The sequence below is a fragment of the Pseudomonas sp. GW460-LB5 genome, from assembly GCF_059423245.1.
Window position 1 is genome coordinate 58,532 of record NZ_JBWKXT010000017.1, and the last position, 20,710, is coordinate 79,241.

At 62.6% G+C, this 20,710-nt stretch carries 18 protein-coding genes and 1 pseudogene; 13 read left to right on the forward strand and 6 right to left on the reverse strand.

Features of this window, described 5'->3' with window-relative positions; genetic code table 11:
- Position 1: 1 nt before the first annotated feature.
- From AC07XM_RS12915 to AC07XM_RS12930, 4 genes are all read left to right on the forward strand, one after another.
- The gene (locus tag AC07XM_RS12915; RefSeq protein WP_023047730.1) at positions 2-928 is read left to right on the forward strand and encodes a 4-hydroxyproline epimerase; all 927 of its coding nucleotides are present in this window, start codon (positions 2-4) and stop codon (positions 926-928) included.
- Positions 929-972: 44 nt separating this feature from the next.
- Complete coding sequence (locus AC07XM_RS12920; RefSeq protein ID WP_016488619.1) at positions 973-1,920, forward strand: dihydrodipicolinate synthase family protein; 948 nt, start codon at positions 973-975, stop codon at positions 1,918-1,920.
- A 196-nt stretch (positions 1,921-2,116) separates the two neighbouring features.
- The gene (locus AC07XM_RS12925; protein WP_102690084.1) at positions 2,117-3,694 is read left to right on the forward strand and encodes an aldehyde dehydrogenase (NADP(+)); all 1,578 of its coding nucleotides are present in this window, start codon (positions 2,117-2,119) and stop codon (positions 3,692-3,694) included.
- Between the two features lie 2 nt (positions 3,695-3,696).
- Positions 3,697-4,944, forward strand: coding sequence for an NAD(P)/FAD-dependent oxidoreductase (locus AC07XM_RS12930; protein WP_102690085.1), 1,248 nt, complete (start codon positions 3,697-3,699; stop codon positions 4,942-4,944).
- A gap of 118 nt (positions 4,945-5,062) precedes the next feature.
- Here the strand turns inward: AC07XM_RS12930 and xenA are convergent, their stop codons facing one another.
- On the reverse strand, positions 5,063-6,154 hold the full coding sequence (gene xenA / locus AC07XM_RS12935; RefSeq protein ID WP_016488622.1) for a xenobiotic reductase XenA: 1,092 nt from the start codon (positions 6,152-6,154) through the stop codon (positions 5,063-5,065).
- A gap of 49 nt (positions 6,155-6,203) precedes the next feature.
- On the opposite strand from xenA, the gene AC07XM_RS12940 reads away from it, so the two are divergent.
- Complete coding sequence (locus AC07XM_RS12940; RefSeq protein WP_016488623.1) at positions 6,204-6,539, forward strand: ArsR/SmtB family transcription factor; 336 nt, start codon at positions 6,204-6,206, stop codon at positions 6,537-6,539.
- An 86-nt stretch (positions 6,540-6,625) separates the two neighbouring features.
- Here the strand turns inward: AC07XM_RS12940 and mqo are convergent, their stop codons facing one another.
- Entirely contained in the window at positions 6,626-8,263 is a 1,638-nt protein-coding gene (gene mqo, locus AC07XM_RS12945) for a malate dehydrogenase (quinone) (protein WP_016488624.1), read from the reverse strand.
- A 332-nt stretch (positions 8,264-8,595) separates the two neighbouring features.
- Here mqo and AC07XM_RS12950 point away from each other — a divergent pair, with 332 nt between their 5' ends.
- The 3 genes from AC07XM_RS12950 to AC07XM_RS12960 all read left to right on the forward strand — a co-directional run bounded on the left by AC07XM_RS12950 (position 8,596) and on the right by AC07XM_RS12960 (position 12,796).
- Complete coding sequence (locus AC07XM_RS12950; protein WP_016488625.1) at positions 8,596-9,126, forward strand: sigma-70 family RNA polymerase sigma factor; 531 nt, start codon at positions 8,596-8,598, stop codon at positions 9,124-9,126.
- Positions 9,127-9,130: 4 nt separating this feature from the next.
- A complete protein-coding gene (locus tag AC07XM_RS12955; protein ID WP_102690086.1) occupies positions 9,131-10,096 on the forward strand; it encodes a FecR domain-containing protein in 966 nt (321 codons plus the stop codon).
- A 258-nt stretch (positions 10,097-10,354) separates the two neighbouring features.
- Positions 10,355-12,796: a TonB-dependent siderophore receptor gene (locus AC07XM_RS12960; protein ID WP_102690087.1), complete on the forward strand. Its 2,442-nt coding sequence runs from the start codon at positions 10,355-10,357 to the stop codon at positions 12,794-12,796.
- A gap of 89 nt (positions 12,797-12,885) precedes the next feature.
- On the opposite strand, the gene AC07XM_RS12965 is transcribed toward AC07XM_RS12960, so the two are convergent.
- The 4 genes from AC07XM_RS12965 to AC07XM_RS12980 all read right to left on the reverse strand — a co-directional run bounded on the left by AC07XM_RS12965 (position 12,886) and on the right by AC07XM_RS12980 (position 17,259).
- The gene (locus tag AC07XM_RS12965) at positions 12,886-13,077 is read right to left on the reverse strand and encodes a YhfL family protein (protein ID WP_003254720.1); all 192 of its coding nucleotides are present in this window, start codon (positions 13,075-13,077) and stop codon (positions 12,886-12,888) included.
- Positions 13,078-13,281: 204 nt separating this feature from the next.
- Complete coding sequence (locus tag AC07XM_RS12970; RefSeq protein ID WP_023047029.1) at positions 13,282-14,490, reverse strand: hypothetical protein; 1,209 nt, start codon at positions 14,488-14,490, stop codon at positions 13,282-13,284.
- A 10-nt stretch (positions 14,491-14,500) separates the two neighbouring features.
- On the reverse strand, positions 14,501-16,390 hold the full coding sequence (locus AC07XM_RS12975; protein WP_102690088.1) for a hypothetical protein: 1,890 nt from the start codon (positions 16,388-16,390) through the stop codon (positions 14,501-14,503).
- Positions 16,391-16,398: 8 nt separating this feature from the next.
- Entirely contained in the window at positions 16,399-17,259 is an 861-nt protein-coding gene (locus tag AC07XM_RS12980; protein WP_070086720.1) for an SH3 domain-containing protein, read from the reverse strand.
- A gap of 499 nt (positions 17,260-17,758) precedes the next feature.
- On the opposite strand from AC07XM_RS12980, the gene AC07XM_RS12985 reads away from it, so the two are divergent.
- The 5 genes and pseudogenes from AC07XM_RS12985 (at position 17,759) to AC07XM_RS13005 (ending at position 20,372) form a co-directional block, all read left to right on the forward strand.
- Positions 17,759-18,376, forward strand: a complete 618-nt coding sequence (locus AC07XM_RS12985) for a LysE family transporter (RefSeq protein ID WP_102690089.1) — start codon at positions 17,759-17,761, stop codon at positions 18,374-18,376.
- A gap of 324 nt (positions 18,377-18,700) precedes the next feature.
- Positions 18,701-18,964, forward strand: coding sequence for a hypothetical protein (locus AC07XM_RS12990; RefSeq protein ID WP_063427412.1), 264 nt, complete (start codon positions 18,701-18,703; stop codon positions 18,962-18,964).
- Between the two features lie 133 nt (positions 18,965-19,097).
- Positions 19,098-19,370, forward strand: coding sequence for a DUF3077 domain-containing protein (locus AC07XM_RS12995; RefSeq protein ID WP_096426658.1), 273 nt, complete (start codon positions 19,098-19,100; stop codon positions 19,368-19,370).
- Between the two features lie 363 nt (positions 19,371-19,733).
- Positions 19,734-20,025, forward strand: a pseudogene (locus tag AC07XM_RS13000) (type II toxin-antitoxin system RelE/ParE family toxin).
- Positions 20,022-20,372 (forward strand): addiction module antidote protein, encoded by a 351-nt coding sequence (locus AC07XM_RS13005; protein WP_102690090.1) that lies wholly within the window; start codon positions 20,022-20,024, stop codon positions 20,370-20,372. Before AC07XM_RS13000 ends, AC07XM_RS13005 begins: the two are co-directional and overlap by 4 nt.
- Positions 20,373-20,710 lie beyond the last annotated feature (338 nt).

Below are 20,710 nucleotides of genomic sequence, written 5' to 3' on the forward strand. Positions count from 1 at the left end.
CATGAAACAGATTCACGTCATCGACTCTCACACTGGCGGCGAGCCAACCCGCCTGGTGATGAAGGGCTTCCCGCAACTGCACGGCCGCAGCATGGCCGAACAGCGCGACGAGCTGCGCGAGCTGCACGACCCATGGCGCCGTGCCTGCCTGCTGGAGCCACGCGGCAACGATGTGCTGGTCGGCGCGCTGTACTGCCCGCCGGTGTCGGCTGATGCGACCTGCGGGGTGATCTTCTTCAACAACGCCGGCTACCTGAACATGTGCGGCCACGGCACCATCGGCCTGGTCGCCTCGTTACAGCACCTGGGCCTGATCACACCGGGCGTACACAAGATTGACACCCCGGTTGGCCAGGTCAGCGCCACCCTGCATGAAGACGGTGCCATCACCATCGGCAACGTGCCCTCCTACCGCTACCGCCAGCAGGTTGCGGTGGACGTGCCCGGCCATGGCGTGGTGCGCGGCGACATCGCCTGGGGCGGCAACTGGTTCTTCCTCGTTTCCGAACACGGCCAGCGTATCGAGTTGGCCAACCGTGAAGCGCTGACCGAGTACACCTGGGCCATGCTCAAAGCCCTCGAAACCCAGGGCATCACCGGCGAAAACGGCGCGCCTATCGACCACGTCGAGCTGTTTGCCGACGACGCCAACGCCGACAGCCGCAACTTCGTGATGTGCCCCGGCAAGGCCTACGACCGCTCCCCGTGCGGCACCGGCACCAGCGCCAAGCTGGCCTGCCTGGCCGCCGACGGCAAGCTTGCCGAGGGCCAGACCTGGGTACAGGCCAGTATCACCGGTAGCCAGTTCCATGGCCGCTACGAGCGCGACGGCGAGCACATTCGCCCGTTCATCACCGGCCGCGCCTACATGACCGCCGACAGCACCCTGCTGATCGACGAACAGGACCCGTTCGCCTGGGGCATCTGAGCCCCGGCTTTTCCGAAAACCCCATTTCGCCAGGAGTAACAACAATGACTGACAACCTCTTCACCGGCACCATGCCCGCCCTGATGACCCCGTGCACCGCCGCGCGCAAGCCGGACTTTGACGCGCTGGTGCGCAAGGGCCACCAGCTGATCGAGGCCGGCATGAGCGCCGTGGTGTACTGCGGTTCGATGGGCGACTGGCCACTGCTGACCGAGGCCGAGCGCCAGGAAGGCGTGGCGCGCCTGGTGGCCGCCGGCATCCCGACCATTGTCGGCACTGGCGCGGTGAACACCCGTGAAGCGGTATCCCATGCCGCCCACGCCGCCAAGGTCGGCGCCGCCGGCCTGATGGTCATCCCCCGCGTGCTCAGCCGCGGTGCCTCGCTGATCGCCCAGAAGCACCACTTCTCGGCCATCCTCGCCGCCGCGCCCAAGCTGCCAGCGGTGATCTACAACAGCCCCTATTACGGCTTCGCCACCCGCGCCGATCTGTTCTTCGAGCTGCGTCGCGAATTCCCCAACCTGATCGGCTTCAAGGAGTTCGGCGGTGGTGCCGACCTGCGTTATGCCGCCGAGCACATCACCTCCAAGGATGACGACGTGACCCTGATGGTGGGCGTGGATACCCAGGTGGTGCATGGCTTCGTCAACTGCAACGCCACCGGCGCCATCACCGGCATCGGCAATGCCCTTCCGCGTGAGGTGCTGCACCTGGTGAGCCTGAGCAAGCAGGCGGCCAAAGGCGATGCCAAGGCCCGTCGCCTGGCGCGCGAACTGGAAGCGGCGCTGGCGGTGCTGTCGTCGTTCGATGAGGGCTGCGACCTGGTGCTGTATTACAAGCACCTGATGGTGCTGAACGGCGACAGCGAGTACAGCCTGCATTTCAACGAAACCGACGTGCTGACCGACGCCCAGCGCAACTATGCCGAGCAGCAATACGCGCTGTTCCGCAGCTGGTACGCCAACTGGTCGGCCGAGCAGAACATCGCCTGATTACCAAGGCCCCGCCGCGTTCTCTGTGGGAGCGGGCTTGGCCCGCGAAGCAGGCGACGCGGTGCCTGGCACCGGCTTTGCCGGTGTTCGCGGCACAAGCCCGCTCCCCCAATGATCGCGCAAGCTTCCAGCTATTGAGCAAGACAGTTGCTCCCACAAGCCCTTGATACCCGAATTCGATTCACAAGGAGGCTACATGACCCTCACAGGCAACCTGCTGATTGGCCAGACGCCGGTAACCGGCAGCCGCGAAGCCATCCACGCCATCGACCCGGCCACCGGCCAGGCGCTGGAACCCGCCTACCTCGGCGGCACTGGCGAACAGGTGGCGCAAGCCTGCGCCCTGGCCTGGGCGGCGTTCGATGCCTACCGCGAAACCACGCTCGAACAACGGGCCCAGTTCCTCGAAACCATCGCCACGCAGGTCGAAGCGCTGGGCGATACCCTGATCGACCGCGCCGTGGCCGAAAGCGGCCTGCCCAAGGCTCGCATTCAGGGTGAGCGTGGCCGCACCTGCACCCAGCTGCGTACCTTCGCCCGGGTAGTGCGGGCCGGTGAATGGCTGGATGTGCGGGTGGACAACGCCCAGCCAGACCGCCAGCCCTTGCCGCGCGCCGACCTGCGCCAGCGCCAGGTTGCCCTGGGGCCGGTAGCCGTATTCGGCGCCAGCAATTTCCCGCTGGCCTTCTCGGTGGCCGGTGGCGACACCGCGTCGGCATTGGCTGCTGGCTGCCCAGTGGTGGTCAAGGCCCACAGCGCCCACCCGGGCACCAGCGAACTGGTCGGCCAGGCGGTGGCGCAAGCGGTGAAGCTGTGCGGCTTGCCGGCCGGGGTATTCTCGCTGCTGTACGGCTCCGGCCGTGAAGTCGGCATTGCGCTGGTCAGCGACCCGCGCATCAAGGCCGTTGGCTTCACCGGCTCACGCAGCGGGGGTATCGCGCTGTGCCAGGCGGCCCAGGCACGCCCGGAACCGATCCCGGTGTACGCCGAAATGAGCTCGATCAACCCGGTGTTCCTGTTCGAGGCGGCCCTGCGGGCCCGCGGCGATGCGCTGGCACAAGGCTTCGTCGCCTCGCTGACCCAAGGTGCCGGCCAGTTCTGCACCAACCCCGGCCTGGTGATCGCCCGCCAAGGCCCGGCGTTACAGCGGTTTATCGACGCCGCCTGCAAGCACGTTCGCCAGGCTGCCGCGCAGACCATGCTCACCCCTGGCATCTTCAGTGCTTACCAGGCCGGTGTCGGTGACCTGGCGGAAAACGCCAATGCCCGGGTGGCGGCCAGTGGCCAGGCCGGACAAGGCCCCAACCAATGCCAGGCGCACTTGTTCGTGACCGAGGCCGAAGCCTTCCTGGCCGACCCGACCTTGCAGGCCGAAGTGTTCGGCGCAGCGTCGCTGGTGGTGGCCTGCGCGAGCGATGAACAGGTACGCCGAGTGGCCGAGCATCTGGAGGGCCAGTTGACCGCGACCTTGCAACTGGACGATGCCGACATCGACAGCGCCCGCGCGCTGCTGCCAACCCTTGAACGCAAGGCCGGGCGCATTCTGGTCAACGGCTGGCCGACCGGTGTCGAGGTGTGCGATGCCATGGTCCACGGCGGGCCGTTCCCGGCCACCTCCGATGCCCGCACCACCTCGGTGGGCACGGCGGCGATCCTGCGTTTCCTGCGCCCGGTGTGCTACCAGGACTTCCCCGATGCGCTGCTGCCGCAGGCGCTGAAGCACGGCAACCCGCTGCAGCTGCGGCGCCTGCTTGACGGCAAACGGGAAGGCTGAGCATGGTCCAAACCCCTGAAGCCGATATCGCCGTGGTTGGCGCCGGCATTGTCGGCGTCGCCTGTGCCCTGCAACTGGCCCGCCAGGGCCGCCGGGTACTGCTGGTAGACCGTCAGGCACCCGGCCTGGGCGCGTCCTGGGGCAACGCCGGGCACCTGGCCACCGAGCAGGTGTTCCCGATTGCCGACCTGTCGATCCTCAAGCGCCTGCCGCGCATGTTGCTAGACCCGATGGGCCCGCTGCGCCTGGACTGGAAGTACCTGCCCAAGGCCTTGCCCTGGTTCACCCGCCTGCTGCTCAACCTGCGCCCGGCGCCGTTCCAGCGCAGTGTGGCCGGCATACGCACGCTGAACGAAGGCAGCCTGGGTGCCTGGCAGCGGCTGCTGGGCTCGATCGGGCGCAGCGAACTGTTTCAAGAGGATGGCTCACTGCTGGTGTTCGAGAAGCCTGAGTCACGCCAGGCACTGCAGGCGTTGCGCACCCGCATGCAACAGCAGGCGGTTCCGGTGGACTTCTGGTCGGCTGAAACCGTGCGCGAAGCAGCGCCGCAACTGAGCCCGTCACTGCTGGGCGGGCTGTTCTTTCCGCGCACCGGGCACTTCATCGACCCTTACCGGGTAGTGTGCGAACTGTTCGAGGCGGCCAAGGCCAGCGGCGTGCGCTTTGTCCAGGCGCAGGTCGATGGCGGGCAGTTGCACAGTGCCGGCGTGAGCCTGGCCAGCGACCAGGGCACGCTCAATGCCCGCCAGGTGCTTGTCAGCTGTGGTGCCCATTCTGCGAAACTGACCGCTGCGCTGACAGGCAAGCGGGTGCCGCTGGACACAGAACGTGGCTACCACCTGATGTTGCCGGGTGAGCACCAGCGCCTGCCGTTTGCAGTCACCTCGCTGGAGCGCAAGTTCATCATGACGCCCATAGCCGAAGGCTTGCGCCTGGCTGGCACGGTGGAGTTTGCCGGGCTGGAAGCACCGCCGAGCATGCAGCGGGCGTGGCAGTTGCACCGGTTGAGCAAGGGGTTGTTCCGGCACGACTTGAGCATCGACGGGGCAACGCCGTGGATGGGTTTCAGGCCTTCGTTGCCGGACTCGTTGCCGGTGATCGACAGGGTGTGCGATGGGCGGGTGCTGTTGGCGTTTGGGCATCAGCACCTGGGGTTGACCCAGGCGGCGGTGACGGCGGAATGGGTGGGGCGGTTGGCTGAGCGGGCCGCGGGGCCAGCGGTGGGAGCCTACCGGTTGGATCGGTTCTAGATTCGGGGGCCGCCGGGCGGCCCATTCGCGGCACAAGGCCGCTCCTACAAAGAGCTCGCGTTATCCTGTAGGAGCGGCCTTGTGCCGCGAATGGGCTGCATGGCAGCCCCTACAAGCCTCAGCGATAACGCTCAAGCCAGTGCGCATACGGCGCCGGCAAGGTCCAGGAAGCTTTCTCCACCCCCAGTTCCTTGGCCGCAAAGTACGCCCAGTGCGGGTCGGCCAGGTGTGCGCGCCCCACTGACACCAGGTCCAGCTGGTTGGCCTGCAGTGCCCCTTCCGCCAGTTGCGGCGTGCCAAAGCCCCACGCCGAAGTCACCGGCAGCTTCGCCTCACGGCGCACACGCTCGGCAATCGGCCCCATGAACGCCGGGCCCCACGGGATGTTGGTCTCGGGAATGGTGAAACCGACACTCACGCTCAGCAGGTCAAGGCCACCGGCCTTGAAGCGGCGCGCCAGTTCGATCGACTCTTCCAGGGTCTGCTCGTCACGGCCATCGTATTCCAGCACACCAAAACGCGCGGTCAAAGGCAGGTTCTCTGGCCACACTTCACGCACCGCAGCCAGGGTTTCCAGCAGGAAGCGGCTGCGGTTGTCGAAGCTGCCACCGTAGGCGTCGGTACGCTTGTTGGAGTGCTCGGAGAAGAAGCTCTGGCCCAGGTAACCGTGGGCAAAATGCAGCTCGATCCACTCGAAGCCGGCATCACGCGCTCGGCGGGCGGCATCGACGAAATCTTGCTTGACCCGGGCGATGTCGCCCAGCGTCATTTCGCGTGGCACTTTCGGCAGGTTCGCGCCAAAGGCGATGGCGGACGGAGCAATGGTCTCCCAGCCGCGGGCGTCGTCGGCAGCGATGTGGTCGTCACCTTCCCATGGGCGGTTGGCGCTGGCCTTGCGCCCGGCGTGGGCGATCTGGATGCCCGGCACGGCACCAGCAGCCTTGATGGCCTGCACCACGGGTACGAACGCCTGGGCGTGAGCATCGCTCCAGATACCGGCACACCCGGGGGTGATGCGCCCTTCTGGTGCCACCGCAGTGGCCTCGACCACCAGCAGGCCGGCCCCCCCACGGGCCAGGCCGGCCAGGTGCACGTGGTGCCAGTCGTTGATCATGCCGTCTTCGGCCATGTATTGGCACATCGGCGGAATGGCGATGCGGTTACGCAGGGTAACGTCTTTGAGGGTATAGGGTTCGAACAGTGCGGACATGGGAAACTCCGGGTTCATCTGAATACTGTTGTTCGATCATAATCGAACTATGGCAATTAGTGAAACCCCCGTTATCATGTCGGCCATGCGAGCCTATAAACATCCCAACGCTGAAGACCTGATTCTTGAACGCCTGCTCTATGCGCTCAGCGACCCCGTGCGCCTGGAAATCGTCCGCCATCTGGCCGGCGTCGCCGAAGCCAGCTGTGGCGAGCTGGACGGGGGGCGGCCCAAGTCGAGCATGTCCCACCATTTCCGCGTGCTACGTGATGCGGGGTTGGTACATACCCGCAATGTGGGGACCACCCACATGAATTCGCTACGCAGCGAAATGCTGGGCGAGCGGTTTCCCGGGCTGCTGGAATGCATCCTGCGCCAGCGATGATGTTTGCCGCACGCCCTGGCGGTTAGTGAAGCGCCAAAAAAAAACCACGAGGTCACCCCCGTGGCTTCTTTCACAACAATGGCCGATTACAGCGCCATGTCGTTCTCAGGCTTGCTTTCAACCGGCTGGCTTGCCGCGCCACCGAAGTCAACGCTGGCGTCGATCACCGGCGGTTTCTCCAGCTGCAACACTTCAGCGGTGTAGTTCCACTCTTTCTGGGTGGCCGCTGCCGAGTCGTTCAGCTTGGTGCCGTAGCTCGGCACGATCTGTTTGATCTTGGCCTGCCACTCTGGGGTAGCGACCTTCTCCTTGAACACGGTTTCCAGCACGGTGAGCATGATCGGCGCAGCAGTCGAAGCACCGGGCGAGGCGCCCAGCAGGCCGGCAATGGTACGGTCTTCGGACGCAACCACTTCGGTACCCAGCTTCAGCACGCCGCCCTTGTCGGCATCACGCTTGATGATCTGCACACGCTGGCCGGCCTGCCACAGGCGCCAGTCTTCCTTCTTGGCATTCGGGAAGTAGGTGCGCAGGGCTTCGAAACGGTCATCGTCAGACAGCATCAGCTGGCCAGCGAGGTATTCCACCAGCGGGTACTGGTCGATACCGACCTTGGTCATCGGCCACACGTTGTGGGTGGTGGTGCTGCTCAGCAGGTCCAGGTACGAGCCATTCTTCAGGAACTTGGTCGAGAACGTGGCGAATGGGCCAAACAGGATCACGCGCTTGCCGTCCAGCACGCGGGTGTCCAGGTGCGGTACCGACATGGGTGGCGCGCCGGTCGAGGCAATGCCGTAAGCCTTGGCCATGTGCTGCATGGCCACGGTCGGGTTCTCGGTCACCAGGAACGAGCCGCCCACCGGGAAGCCTGCGTATTCCTTGGCTTCAGGAATACCCGACTTCTGCAGCAGCTTCAGTGCGCCACCGCCGGCACCGATGAACAGGAACTTGGCATCGGTAGCCGATTCAGTACCGTCCTTCAGGTTCTTGTACTCGACGTGCCAGGAGCCGTCCTTGTTGCGGGTGATGTCTTGCACTTCGCTGGAAAGCTTCAGGTCAAAGTTGTCCTGGGTCTTCAGGTGGCCAACCATCTGGCGGGTGATCTCGCCAAAGTTGACGTCGGTGCCGATTGGCGTCCAGGTCACGGCCAGCTTCTGGTTCGGGTCGCGGCCTTCCATCATCAGCGGGACCCACTTGGCGATCTGCGCGTGGTCCTCGGAGTACTGCATCGGGCGGAACAGCGGGCTGGCCTGCAGCGCGTCGTAGCGCTTTTTCAGGAACTTGATGTTGTCATCGCCCCACACAAAGCTCATGTGCGGTGTGGTGTTGATGAACGAGTGCGGGTTCTTCAGCACGCCCTGACGGACCTGCCAGGCCCAGAACTGACGGGAAATCTGGAAGGCTTCGTTGATTTCGATGGCCTTGGAGATGTTGACGTTGCCGTCTTTGTCTTCCGGGGTGTAGTTCAGCTCGGCCAACGCGGAGTGGCCGGTACCGGCGTTGTTCCAGCCGTTGGAGCTTTCTTCAGCCACGCCGTCCAGGCGCTCGACCATTTCCATCGACCAGCTTGGCTCCAGCTCGTGCAGCCACACGGCCAGGGTGGAGCTCATGATGCCGCCGCCGACCAGCAGCACGTCTACTTTTTTGGTTTCTGCGGCGTGCGCTTGCATGAAGCTCGCAGCGACAGCCAGACCCAGCAAGGTCTTGCCAGCTTTCTTGAACATTGATCTATTCCAGTCAGGAGAACGGAGGGAGGGCCTGTGGCTGGCCCAGGTGTTCCGTGTTCTTCAGCGCAGGCTTGTTGTTGATCATTGTTCGGCAGCCAGAGAACCAGAAAACGACTCGGCCTTTTGTCGAATTGACCGACAGGGCTGAATCGTTTTTCTGATTGTATCCGAAATGCCAGCGCAAACAAATTGTCGGTCCTCGCGTCAAGGTGACGGGTTGTCCCAGGGGATGCCCGCAAGCTTTGCAGTGATTGCAGTATTTTTCTGGCGCCCCTAATATTGAGATCATTTCTCATTCGCACCAGTATGCGCTTGCGCCGGATGCCGCCGTGGTTTCGATCCCAGAGTTGAACACCTCGCTCCATAGCCTGTACCACAGCCACTCACGCTGGTTGCTCGGCTTTCTGTATCGCCGGCTGGGCAGCCGCTGCGATGCGGCCGACCTGGTGCAAGACACCTTCGTGCGCATCCTCAAGCGCCCACGGCAGTTCGACGGCGAACGTGGCGAACGCTCGTACCTGGCCACCATCGCCCGCGGCCTGTGCGTGGACCACTGGCGCCGGCAGAAGCTGGAACAAGCCTGGTTGCAGCAGTTGGCCTTGCAGCCCGAGGCCCTGCAGCCCTCCCCCGAACAGCGCGCGATCATTGTCGAGACCCTGCACGAGGTGGACGCAATGTTGCAGCGTTTGCCGGGCAAAGTGCGCCAGGCATTCCTGCTGGCGCAGATCGATGGCCTGGCCTACCGCGATATTGCCGCGCACGTCGGGGTAAGCGAACGCATGATCAAAAAGTACCTGGCCCAGGCGTTTGTGCATTGCGCGATTCTTGAAGCCGAACTCGACGGCTTGCTGGTGGAGTGACGCCATGACCTCGCCCGTGCACAAACTCAGCCACGCCAGCCTGCAGCAAGCCGCACACTGGTACGTGCAATTGCAGGACGAAAACGCCGCACCGCAGTTGCGCACGCAATGGCAACTCTGGTTTGACCAGCACGGCGACCATCAGGCGGCCTGGCACTATGTGCAACGGGTCGGCCAGCGTTTTGCCCCGTTGCAGGCCGAAGGTGCGGCTGCGGGCCGGGCACTGCGTGAGCACGATGCGCGTCGCTTCACCCGGCGCACCGGGCTCAAGTCGCTGCTGGTGCTTGGCGCAGGCTCCCTGCTTGGCTGGCGGGCGTCGCACGGCGCGCCGTTGTCGGGCTGGGGTGCCGACATGGCCACCGGCATTGGTGAAGTGCGCGAAACCCGTCTGGCCGATGGCAGCCAGTTGTGGCTAGGGGCGCAGAGTGCCGTGGACACGCAGTTCTCCACATTCAGCCGGGTACTGCGGCTGCGCTTTGGCGAGCTGCTGGTGGAAACCGCCCACGACCCGCGCCGCCCTTTCTTCGTCGACACTGCGCAAGGCCGCATGCAGGCCCTGGGAACACGCTTTGCAGTGTGCCAGCTGGGCGAAAATACCCGGCTGGATGTATACGCCGGCGCTGTTGAGGTATGCACGGCGCAAAGCGGCGAGCGCTGCATCGTGCCAGCGGGCCAGCAGGTGGACTTTAGCGCTCAGGCAATCAGCACCACCCGCCCGGCCCAAAGCGCCGGCGAGTCGTGGATTTATCACCGTCTCAATGCCGAAGACATGCCATTGGGGCATTTGCTGCAAACGCTGGGACGCTATCGCCACGGGCACCTGGGTTGGCACCCGGATGTCGCCAAGCTGTCGGTGATGGGTGCCTTCCCGCTCAACGATACCGATCGCGCACTGGCCTTGTTGCAAGCGGCATTACCGGTGCGGGTGCAGCGGCTGACGCCTTGGTGGGTCACAGTCGAGCCGGTTTGATACCGGTACATCGCGCTGGGTTCTTCGCGGGCATGCCCGCTCCCACAGATGCGGTGTGAACCCGCAGCCTGCGTAGTACCTGTGGGAGCGGGCAAGCCCGCGAAGCAGGCGACACGGTAGTTGGATCCCGCTGTGCCGGTGCTGGCAAATTCGTTGGAGCCGGTCAAAAAATCTTCCAACCCGGTTCCCTTTTTCCAATCTCGTTCGGTTAACCCGGCATAGCGCTTCCAACTCACCCTACCGATTCCAGAGACCAGCATGCCGACGCCCTTCCACCCCGCGTTCCGCCTGGCGCTTGCCGCGCCACTTTCGCTTTTTGCTGCCGCGCCACTGATGTTGCCGGCAACCCTGGCCCACGCCGAACAGGCGGCCAGCGCCGAAACCCGCTTCAACATCGCCCCCGGCTCGCTCACCAGCGCCCTCAACCAGTTCAGCAGCCAGGCCGGCATCTACCTGGCCGGCAGCAACGAACTGGCCGCCGGCAAGACCAGCCAGGGGCTGCAGGGCCGCTACAGCGTCGCCCAATGCCTGGCCCGGCTGCTGCAGGGTAGCGGCCTGCAAGCCGTGCCCCAAGGCAGCGCGGGCTATGTGCTGCAACCGCTTGCCGATGGCACCGCCCTGCAACTGGATGCCACGTCGATCAACGCCGCTACCCTGGTCGCCAGCGACGGCCAGGGCGACAGCGGTTACCGCGCCGTAGCCAGTGCCACTGCCAGCAAAACCAGCAGCGCCCTGGCCGACACCCCGCGCTCGGTTTCGGTGGTAACCCGCCAGCGCATGGATGACCAGCAATCGCAAACCCTCACCGAGGTGCTGGGCTATGTACCAGGCATTTTCTCGCCGCCGTTTGCCGGCGGTGATGGCCAGGCGGGTGACCTGTTCTTCATCCGCGGCCTCAATGCCACCGACTATGGCTACGGCCTGTTGCGCGATGGCCTGCGGGTGCAGGGCAACCGCTACGACACCAGCAGCGAGCCTTACGGCCTGGAGCGGGTGGAAGTGTTCCGCGGCCCCACTTCGATCCTGTATGGCGAAAACGCCCCAGGTGGCGTGGTCAACCTGGTCAGCAAGCGGCCTACTGCCGACGCGCGCGGCGAAGTGCAACTGAGCTACGGCTCGCACAACCGGCGCCAGTTGGGCGTCGACGTTTCCGGCCCGCTGACCGATGAGGGGAATGTGCTCGGCCGCCTGGTGATGATGGGCCGCAAGTCTGACACCCAGGTCGACCATCAACCCGACGACCGCATGTACATCGCGCCGTCGCTGACGTTGAACTTCGACGACTTCAACAGCCTGACCGTGCTGGCGACCTACCAGCGCGACCGCACCTTGATGGAGCTCGGTTACCCGGCCGCAGGCACACTGCTGCACAACCCCAACGGCAAGATCGACAAAGACCAGTTGTCCGGCAACCCGGACTGGGACAACTTCGAACGGGAAACCTGGAGCCTGGGCTACGCGTTCAGCCACCGTTTCAACGACACTTGGCAGTTCCGCCAGAACTCGCGCTACATGCAGTCGCGCATCGACCGCCAGGAAATGTGGCCAGGTAACCTGAACAATGGCGGCTTCGGCACCACCCTGGGCAACACGGCCTACGACCGCTACAACAAGTCCATCGCCTACTCGCTGGACAACCAGTTCGAAGGCCACTTTACCCGCGGCGCGTTCGACCACACCTTCCTGATCGGTGCGAGCCTGGACCGCACCTCGTTCAACCAGGATTGGGACGCAGGCAACGGCGGCACCATCAATGTGTTCGACCCGGTGTGGAACGGCAAGCCGAGTACGCCCCTGCATGTGCAGAACGCCTTGCTCGAACAGACCATGTACGGCCTCTACAGCCAGCTGCAAACCAAGGTCGACAACTGGGTACTGCTGCTGGGCGGGCGCCTGGACCGGGTCAACAGCCAGTTCCGCAACAAGGCCGGTACCCTTAACGCGCAAGCCGACATGGACAGCTGGGACAGCAAGTTCACCTGGCAGACCGGGGTGATGTACCAGTTCGAAAACGGCCTGTCGCCGTACTTCAGCTACTCCACGGCCTTTGCCCCGACCCAGCAGACCGAAAGCAGGAACGGCCCGCTGGACCCCACCACCAGCGAGCAGTACGAAGTGGGCATCAAGTACGAACCCAAAGGCTGGAACACCGCCTTCACCGCGTCGGTGTACGACCTGCGCAAGAAGGACGATGTACTGTTCGATTCCGCCGTGGGTGACTACCGCCAGATCGGTGCCAGCCGGGCCAAGGGCGTGGAGCTGGAATTGATCAGCGACCTGAGCGAAAACCTCAACCTCACCGCCGCCTACACCTACACCGATTCGCGTATTACCAAGGACGTGGCCGGGTCGCTGTATGAAGACCACCAAATGACCGGCGTACCACGCAACCAGGCTTCGGTATGGAGCACTTACCGCTTCCGGGACGGGCTGTTCAAGGGCCTGCAGATCGGGGGCGGCGTGCGCCATTTCGACAGCACATTCGCGTACACCCCGGCGAGCCTGTACGGCAAGCTGGATACCGGCGATGTCACGCTGGTGGATGCCAAGGTCGGGTATGAGATCGACGAAAACTGGTCGGTGGAGGTCAATGCCCGCAACCTGTTCGACAAAGAGTACGTGGCAGGCTGCAACAACGCCGGGCGCTGCTATTGGGGTGAAGAGCGCACACTGCTGGGAACCGTGTCGCTGCGCTGGTAAACCGCCCTCAAACAAAAGCCCCCGGGACATTTACATGACCGGGGGCTTTGGATCACGCCGCAAGCGTCGCGATCAGGGTACCGCCAAGATTACTGCTGCTGAGGCAGTTTATCGATCGGGCCGCAGCCACCGATGATCTTGGAGATGGAAACCGAAGGGTGGAACAGGTAGTCGTAAGTGCAGTTTTTCGGTTGGTTGTAAACTTGGCCAGTGCAACCCGACAGCAGGGCAACACCCGAAACAACGGCAACGGCTACGGTGGCCTTGAACAGCTTTTTCATACTAAGTCCTTTAAATGAATCATCTTCGACCATCGTCTGATGGCTGCGGGATCATACAGACTCCCAGCTTTGGATCCAAGCCGTGCGTGGCACAACTTCGTTGCAAGCGTGCAACTGACAGGTGGCTGCCCAATAGTTAGTTACAATAAAAAGCCCCCGGCAACTCATGGTTCCCGAGGGCTTCCTCAATCAGCGATCACCCAGTCAATTGGTTTCCAGCTGATACGCCTTGCTTACGAACAACGCTGCAAACAGGCTCTTGCCTTGCTTGAAAGTGTACTGCTCTTCGAACTTGCCTTCCTCGACCAGTTTCTGCCCGATGGCACATTCCGAGTCGCTGTGGTTCTTGCCCTTGGCGCCGAAATCGCTGCTCCACGACGACAGGCCAACCTCTTCACAGAAGGCAGCGAACTTCGCCTTCGGTACATGCTGCTGGAAGGCATTGTAAGCCTCTTTCAGCGGTTTGAAGCCGCTGTAGCTCACCGAGTAGTTCTCAACCTTGGCTTTGCGGGCAAAACCGCTCACCGCTTCGGCCAATACCGCCTGACCGGTGTACGGGCTGTATGCACCAATCAGCATGGCGCTAAGCGCGCTCTTGAGCTGGGTTTCGACATCGTCCAGCTCCGGCAGCGACTCGAAGTCGGCCTTGCGCACGATCTCACCCACCTTGGAACCGTCGTTACGGTGGGTCACGACAAACTCCATCGAGCCTTCACCGTCACTGGAACGCTTGATGGTGAAGTCCAGGTCAACCGTGGTGCCAAAATCGCCCGTGCTGCTGACCAGGAACGCGCCAGTCAAGGGCTGGCGCACCGCCATGTTGGCACCCCAGTCGAAATTCGACTCAGTGGCGCGGCCATTGGCGGCCAGCTCTGCGCGGGGCTGGATCTCGTCGCTGACATCAGCCACCAGCACCACCTCAGCGCCCTTGCTGGCAACGAAGGGGTTGCCCATCTGCATGCCCACCAGCTGGATGTGAATGCTACCGTCTTTGCTATCACCGTCGTGGGACAGCTTCAGCGCGTCAGCCTTCAGGTAAATGCCGGCAACATTACGGCTGACGTTGAGCTGGTACTTGGCCCAACCCGCCAGGCCTTCTTCCGGCGAACCACCGCGAGCGGACTCCACCAGGCTGGTCAGCCCGCGCATGAACTGCTGCGCGCCATTGGTCTGCGCGGCTGCCTTGCGGATCTCAGGGTCGGCAACAGTCAGGTTGCCAGAGAACGCCGAGTAGGAAATATCGCCTTCGGACAGCACATCCTCAAGGAAGTAGCGCTCCTTGAAGTCCTCGTAATAGGCCAGCGCAGCCTTCTTGCCCGAGCTGGCAACCATTGCATAGCCACCGCCGAGCACCAGCACCGCCGCGGCAACACCGCCAATCAGCAGCTGCTTCTTGTTCATCTGTTTGATCATGGTGTTTGCCTCACTGGACCATCGCGGAAGCGTTGTTCCAGTCGTTCACGTACTTTTGGGAGACCTCGGGGGTCCAGCTGAAATCGATACCGGCGTTGGGGAATTCCTTGGCCAGCACGGCGCCGAACGACACACGGTCGGCACAGTGGTCCTGCTTGCAGGCCTCAGGCTCACCCACGCTGTAGGCGCGGTAGGTTGGCACGGCGCGGCCATCGTCCAGCGGGTAGTACGGCGTGGCGTTCGCCACCTGGGTCACGTACCAGCCTTCGCTGTATTCCTCGTCGGCGACCAGACGGCCGGTGCTCGGGAAGTCGATGGTGTAGAAGTCGCCCTTCTTGCCGGTCACGTGCACCATCATCGGCGCCACCCGGGCCGACGTCGCAGGGTCTTGCTGCGCCAGCGGCGAAGCGAAGCGCACCTTGATGCCGGCCATCTGCGCGAGGGCCTCGGTTTCGCGCCCCTTGAAGTCGCTCATGCCGTCTTGCAACTGCTGGTAACGCTCCAGCACCCGGGTGTGCACGCGGGCCAGTTCCTGCTGGCGCTGACGCTCTTCACGCACACGCTGCTGCTCTCGCTGAACCGCCCAGTTCGCACCATCGCGCACATCGAAGAACAGGCCTTGGCGGTTGATGCCGATGCGGTTGCGGGTGATCTTCTGGGCATCGTTACCCCAGATGTTGTTCGAAATCGCCGACAGGTCCTTGACGATGAACAGGTTGGCCACATCGGTGGTGGTCGGCGAGGTGGCCTTGATCAGGTCGAAGATTTCCAGCGCGGCTTCCTTGTACTTGGCCGCGTCCAGGGCGAACGACTCGTCAGGGGTGACCGCCACGTAGTAAGGGTCGCTGCTAAACGGGCGCAGCACGCCGTAGCTGGAACGGGTGAACGTCAGGTACACCTTCATCTGCCGGCTGGGGATTTCGCCAACCAGGAATGCGGCCTGGTCGGCTTGCGCCGTGAGGTAGGAAACGGCTTTGTCCTTTACCGCAGGCTCGAGGTTCTTGTTGAAGATCAAGCCGCTCGGGTGGGCGTAAACGCGGTTCCAGTTATCGCCACGGTAGGTACCCACGGCCTTCCAGGTGATTTTTTCGAAGCTGCCTTCACCAAAGCCGGACGCCGGGCAGGGCATGGCCGGGGTGGTGCCGAACGACAGGGTGTCACCATTGCCGATGATCTCGCGGCTGAGCACCCATTTGCAGCCCGCGCCGTCCGTTACCTGCATCAGGTTGCGGTTCTCCAGCACCACGGCGCGACCGAAGTCCGACGTGGGGGCAGCGGCTACTGCAGCGGCAGGTGCAGGCACGGGCGGAACGACGGGGGCTGCTGCCGGGGCTTCGGCAGCCGGTGCTGGCGCAGGTGCTGCGGCAACTTCAGGGGCTGGGGCAACTTCTGCTTTCGCCGGCGCTGCTTCAACGACCGCGGGGGCCGGCTCAGCGGTTGGGGCTGGCGCAGCGGCCGCGGCGGCCGGGGCTTGTGCCGAAGCAGCAGGTGCCGGGGCAGTTGCAACAGGTGCTGCCTGGGCGGGCGCCGGGGCGGCGGCGGCGGCAGGTGCAGCAGGCGCAGCAGCCAAGGTCACCAGGCCCAGGTTGCCGGCATTGCCCGAGCCGCTGGCGTAGAGGTTACCCTTGGCATCAACCGCCTTCCAGCTTACCTTGGCAGTCGAGCAGTCCTTGGCAAACACGAACGGCAGCTTGGTCAGCAACCCCGATAGCAGTTCCTGGTTGTCCCACGCCGGGCGGGTGATGGTCAGTTCAACCTCGGGTTTGCACCACGTGGTGGCATCCCCTGGCACTTCGACCTTGATGTTTTCTTTCTTCGAGAAGGCCAGCTCGTGGGCGAACGCCTGCGGTACCAGACCACAAGCGCCGACCACAGCCAGCGCGAGCGCGTGCTTTTTCATGGAGTTCCTCAGATCAGTTCCCAGGTGCCGTTGGCTTGTTTGCAGAAGGTGTTCTGCTCTTGCTCGGTCTTGCCGCTTTGCGACTTCAGGCTGACAGTGACCGGGCGGCAGGCAGCTTCGGCGGCGACCGTTTCGGTCGGCAGCGACTGCACCGAATCCAGGTCGAAGCCTTGGGTTTCCTTGTTGGCGGCAACGTCCAGCTCGTCCAGGTTCACCGCTGGCGTCACGCGCTTGGCCAAGGCCTGCGCCTTGGGCTCGACGTAGTTCTTGTGCACGTAACCCACGGTCACGCCCTTGCGCCCGACCAGGATCCAGTCGCCAGTGGCGCCGACGGCGGTGAACTCGGTATGGTTCTTCAGGCTGCCGACTTTTTCACCCGTCTGGTTCGGAGCGGCGCGCACGTTAAGGTTGTCGCTGATGGTCACGTATGGCTCGTTGATCAGCTTCATCGACGGCACCGCCTGAATCTTCGGCGCACGCTTGACCTCAACCTTTTTGGTCTGGGTGTATTCCTTGCCCGGCACGATCTGGGCGGTGGCGCCCGAGTGGTCAGACTTCCAGGTCACTGGCTGGGTACTGGCAGTGGTCTGCTGCTGGCTCAGTACTTCCTGGGTGCGCAGCGCCAGGGCCTGCTGGTCCTTCTCGTCCAGCATGTGGCCGATGCGGTTACCCACGTAGGCACCGATGCCACCGGCAATCAGGGCTGCGGCGATCTTGCCGTTGCCGCTGCCCATGGTCGAGCCGATGGCCACACCGGCCAGGCCGCCGATCACGGTGCCCGCTTGCTCTTTGCTGATCCCGAGCTGTGCACAGGCCGTGGTAGAGGCGATGGCGACCGCCAGAAGGGACGCGACGAATTTCTTACGCAAGTGGAGCACTCCATTTTCGGGGGTCGCACAGCCGCGTACCGCAGCCAACAGTTGGCGGCAGCATTCAGAGTTGTGCAGTTTTTGGGGTGAGAGAGCAGCACTGGCCACGAACGGCAATTCAACCGTCGAGCGAAGGGCGCAGAGGCATACCAGTACGGCGCGAAGCATCCAACGAATCCATGTCAGGAAGAGGTCACCGCCCAGCGCACGTAATCATTACGGCGTTTGGCCTGGGCGTGAGGGGCTTGTAGGGGGCGCATTGTAGCGCAAGGTGCCATTGACAGTTCAAGACAAAATGTTGCGAGAAGCCGGTGTGATCTACGAGTACAAGCCGGCAGCGTTTGCACTCCGGCCTCGCCGCCCTCAGGCACTGCACAGTCCCTGTGGGAGCGGGTTCACCCGCGAAGAGGCCAGCAAAGCGCTCGACTGGGTTGTAAAGCGAGCCTTTGCCGACGATAGTTCAGGGCACTGCCTTCGTATTGCCCAACAGGAACTCACCATGCTCGGCGTCACCGACTACGGCGCATTCGTCATCGCCTTCATCATCCTTCTGGCCATCCCCGGCCCGGGCAATTTCGCCCTGATCACCGCCACCGGCAAGGGCGGTATCAAGGCTGGCCTGGCCGCGACACTTGGGGTGATCGTGGGTGACCAGGTGCTGCTGTGGCTGGCGGTAGCCGGCGTCGCCACCTTGCTGGCCACCTACCCCACGGCCTTCCATATGGTGCAATGGGCCGGTGCTGCGTACCTGGCGTACCTGGGCCTGCGCATGCTACTGAGCAAACCCGGTGGCTCCGCACACAACTGCCGCATGGACAACGGCCAGTACTTGCGCCAGACCATGATGATCACCCTGCTCAACCCCAAGGCGATCATGTTCTACATGGCGTTTTTCCCGCTGTTCGTCGACCCGGTGAAGCACCAGGGGCTGGTGACGTTCGGTTTCATGGCTGCGACGGTGGCGGTGGTGACCTTCGCGTATGGGCTGATTGCCGTGGTGCTGACGCACCAGTTGGCTGAACGCATGCGTGCAAACCCGCGCATCAGCAACCTGTTCGAACGGCTGGCGGGGGCTTGTCTGGTAGGGTTTGGTATCAAGTTGGCGGCGATGCGCTGAGCGTGGCCAGACCATGTTCTACAACTTGAACTCAGAATTATTCCCTTCCTTGTAGGGCGTTTCCCAAACATACTGGCAACCCGCTCTAACTGTTGCGACGGACTCGGTCACGCTCTAGTCTCGGCTTGTCGTTGCAAAATCAACGGCCGGCTTTGACAGGCCGACGATTTCCCGCACACGTGCACTGTTTATGGCGGCTGTACGTGGGGCACCGTCGTGTGCGCCGAGTTACTCCGGGATCCTCGGTCTGTCAACCCATGTACAGCTGCCACCCTCTTGTTTGACAGCAAGCTTGCGGCAGCTCCAATGATCCTGGAGATGTGTATGCGCAAGATGGTCCCTGATCCACCCTACTCCCTCGATTCCACCCAGGTCCTGCAAGACACCCTGGTCCAGTCCTCAGAGTACGTACTCTGCGCCCTGTCCGTCGCCCGCCAGTCCGTGCAACTCAAGCCTACCGCCCACAGCTCGATTGTGATGCAGGCCGTGATCCATGAAATGGAGGCAGTCCAGAGCCTGGTCGAGTCGGCATTGATGCAATTGCAGATGCGGCCGCACTTACCCACTGAGCCGTACACCTTGCACTAGCAGGCCGGGCCTCTTCGCGGCTAAAGCCGCTCCCACAGGGTTATCTCCGACCTCAGGCACTGCACACCACCTGTGGGAGCGGGTTCACCCGCGAAGAGGCCAGCCCAGGCAACCAGAACCGGGAAACAAATCAATGCCCACCGACAACACACAAGAACCCACCACAGTCGGCAAGACCTGCTTCTACCAAGGCGAAAACAACACCCACCCGCTGTTCCGCATCGAACCCGGCATCCCCTGCGAGAACGCCCGCGAACAAGCATCCGAACTGATGGGTTACGTGCGCGACCTGATCATCACCGGCCTGATGGACGGCGACCAGAAACTGATCTGGGCCTCGCACTACCTGAGTGCCATGGCCAAGGCGCTGCTGGATGATGCTGAATTGGGGATGATGAAAAAGTAAGGCCGGAACGGAAAAGCCCCTGGAGACGCGATGCACCCAGGGGTTTCATTTATCGCGTCTCAGCGCAAAAGGACCCCAAAAGCGCCATCGGCCGACGGCAGGGCTGCGACATCTTCCACGGCGATGTAGTCCATTTCCCAAACCCAGACCAATCCCGCTCCAACCGTTGCCAGTGCTCAACTTGCGCCTTAGCCTCATCACGTCAGCCTCATCACGTCATGGCCATTCAACGACTGACGATGACAGGCGGCCATCACTTCTATGCGCCCCTTTTCGTGGCGGTTACTACGTCCACACAGGACTGCAACGCAACTCCGTCGATCTCTCATATACAAGGAGTAGCCACTAGGCTACATTTAATGCATGCCGAATCAGATCGACACTACGTCGGAATTTGACGATTGGCTGGATGGCGTGAAAGATCCGATCGGCAAAGGTGCAGTCACCGCAAGACTCGCACGAGCGGAAAATGGCAGCTTTGGCGATATCGAGTCTGTTGGCGATGGCGTCAGTGAGATGCGAGTGTTTGTCGGCCCCGGTTATAACGGGCTCAACCCGCTACCTGATGCTCTACGGTAGCGATAAAGCGGACCAGCTCAGAGCCATTAAGCGCGCCAAGCAAATCCTTGATGTTATACGAGGTAAACAACGATGAGCGACACATTCACCGCCGAAGACATGCCCATCCTTGAACTCGATTTGAGCAGTACCAAACGCTTCGAGGCCTCCCGGTTTCTGAACAGTCCCGAAACCATTGCGGCTTTCCTGGCAGAGGCAATGAAGGCTAACGATGCGCAAACCCTGATGCATGCCTTGGGGGAAGTGGCAAAAGCCAAGGGCATGAATCAGTTTGCGCAAGACGCAGGCGTGAATCGTGAGTCGCTTTACAAAACGTTGAAGGGCGGCGATAAAACCCGTTTCACTACTATTCAGAAGCTCATGCTTGCCTTGGGTGTAGAGCTCACGGTCAGACCGCTCAAGAAACTCCCCGCTTCCTCATAGGCTCGCCCCGCGCAATTGGGGCTGCTGACTTCAACCACTTTAGCGACGCACAACGAAAAAGCCCCTGAAGCTTTCGCTTTCAGGGGCTTGATCTTGTATGGCGGAGAGATAGGGATTTGAACCCTAGGTACTGTTGCCAGTACAACGGATTTCGAATCCGTTTTCGCCCTCATATTTTTTTGAGCTTATTTTGTAAAACCCAATAAAATTAGGCACTTCAACGCAGCACAACACAACAGCATTCCACATCATTGGGGGGATCGATTCCCCCAAAATTCCCCCAGCTTTGCGAACCGCTTGCAATGCCATCAAATTGACACTCTCACCCTTGAATAGGG

Excerpts from the sequence above, each read along its gene's own strand:
- AC07XM_RS12915 (WP_023047730.1), top strand. The coding sequence starts at position 2 with ATGAAACAGATTCACGTCATCGACTCTCACACTGGCGGCGAGCCAACC.
- AC07XM_RS12920 (WP_016488619.1), top strand. The coding sequence starts at position 973 with ATGACTGACAACCTCTTCACCGGCACCATGCCCGCCCTGATGACCCCG.
- AC07XM_RS12925 (WP_102690084.1), top strand. The coding sequence starts at position 2,117 with ATGACCCTCACAGGCAACCTGCTGATTGGCCAGACGCCGGTAACCGGC.
- AC07XM_RS12930 (WP_102690085.1), top strand. The coding sequence starts at position 3,697 with ATGGTCCAAACCCCTGAAGCCGATATCGCCGTGGTTGGCGCCGGCATT.
- xenA (WP_016488622.1), bottom strand. The coding sequence starts at position 6,154 with ATGTCCGCACTGTTCGAACCCTATACCCTCAAAGACGTTACCCTGCGT.
- AC07XM_RS12940 (WP_016488623.1), top strand. The coding sequence starts at position 6,204 with ATGGCAATTAGTGAAACCCCCGTTATCATGTCGGCCATGCGAGCCTAT.
- mqo (WP_016488624.1), bottom strand. The coding sequence starts at position 8,263 with ATGTTCAAGAAAGCTGGCAAGACCTTGCTGGGTCTGGCTGTCGCTGCG.
- AC07XM_RS12955 (WP_102690086.1), top strand. The coding sequence starts at position 9,131 with ATGACCTCGCCCGTGCACAAACTCAGCCACGCCAGCCTGCAGCAAGCC.
- AC07XM_RS12960 (WP_102690087.1), top strand. The coding sequence starts at position 10,355 with ATGCCGACGCCCTTCCACCCCGCGTTCCGCCTGGCGCTTGCCGCGCCA.
- AC07XM_RS12965 (WP_003254720.1), bottom strand. The coding sequence starts at position 13,077 with ATGAAAAAGCTGTTCAAGGCCACCGTAGCCGTTGCCGTTGTTTCGGGT.
- AC07XM_RS12970 (WP_023047029.1), bottom strand. The coding sequence starts at position 14,490 with ATGATCAAACAGATGAACAAGAAGCAGCTGCTGATTGGCGGTGTTGCC.
- AC07XM_RS12975 (WP_102690088.1), bottom strand. The coding sequence starts at position 16,390 with ATGAAAAAGCACGCGCTCGCGCTGGCTGTGGTCGGCGCTTGTGGTCTG.
- AC07XM_RS12985 (WP_102690089.1), top strand. The coding sequence starts at position 17,759 with ATGCTCGGCGTCACCGACTACGGCGCATTCGTCATCGCCTTCATCATC.
- AC07XM_RS12990 (WP_063427412.1), top strand. The coding sequence starts at position 18,701 with ATGCGCAAGATGGTCCCTGATCCACCCTACTCCCTCGATTCCACCCAG.
- AC07XM_RS12995 (WP_096426658.1), top strand. The coding sequence starts at position 19,098 with ATGCCCACCGACAACACACAAGAACCCACCACAGTCGGCAAGACCTGC.
- AC07XM_RS13005 (WP_102690090.1), top strand. The coding sequence starts at position 20,022 with ATGAGCGACACATTCACCGCCGAAGACATGCCCATCCTTGAACTCGAT.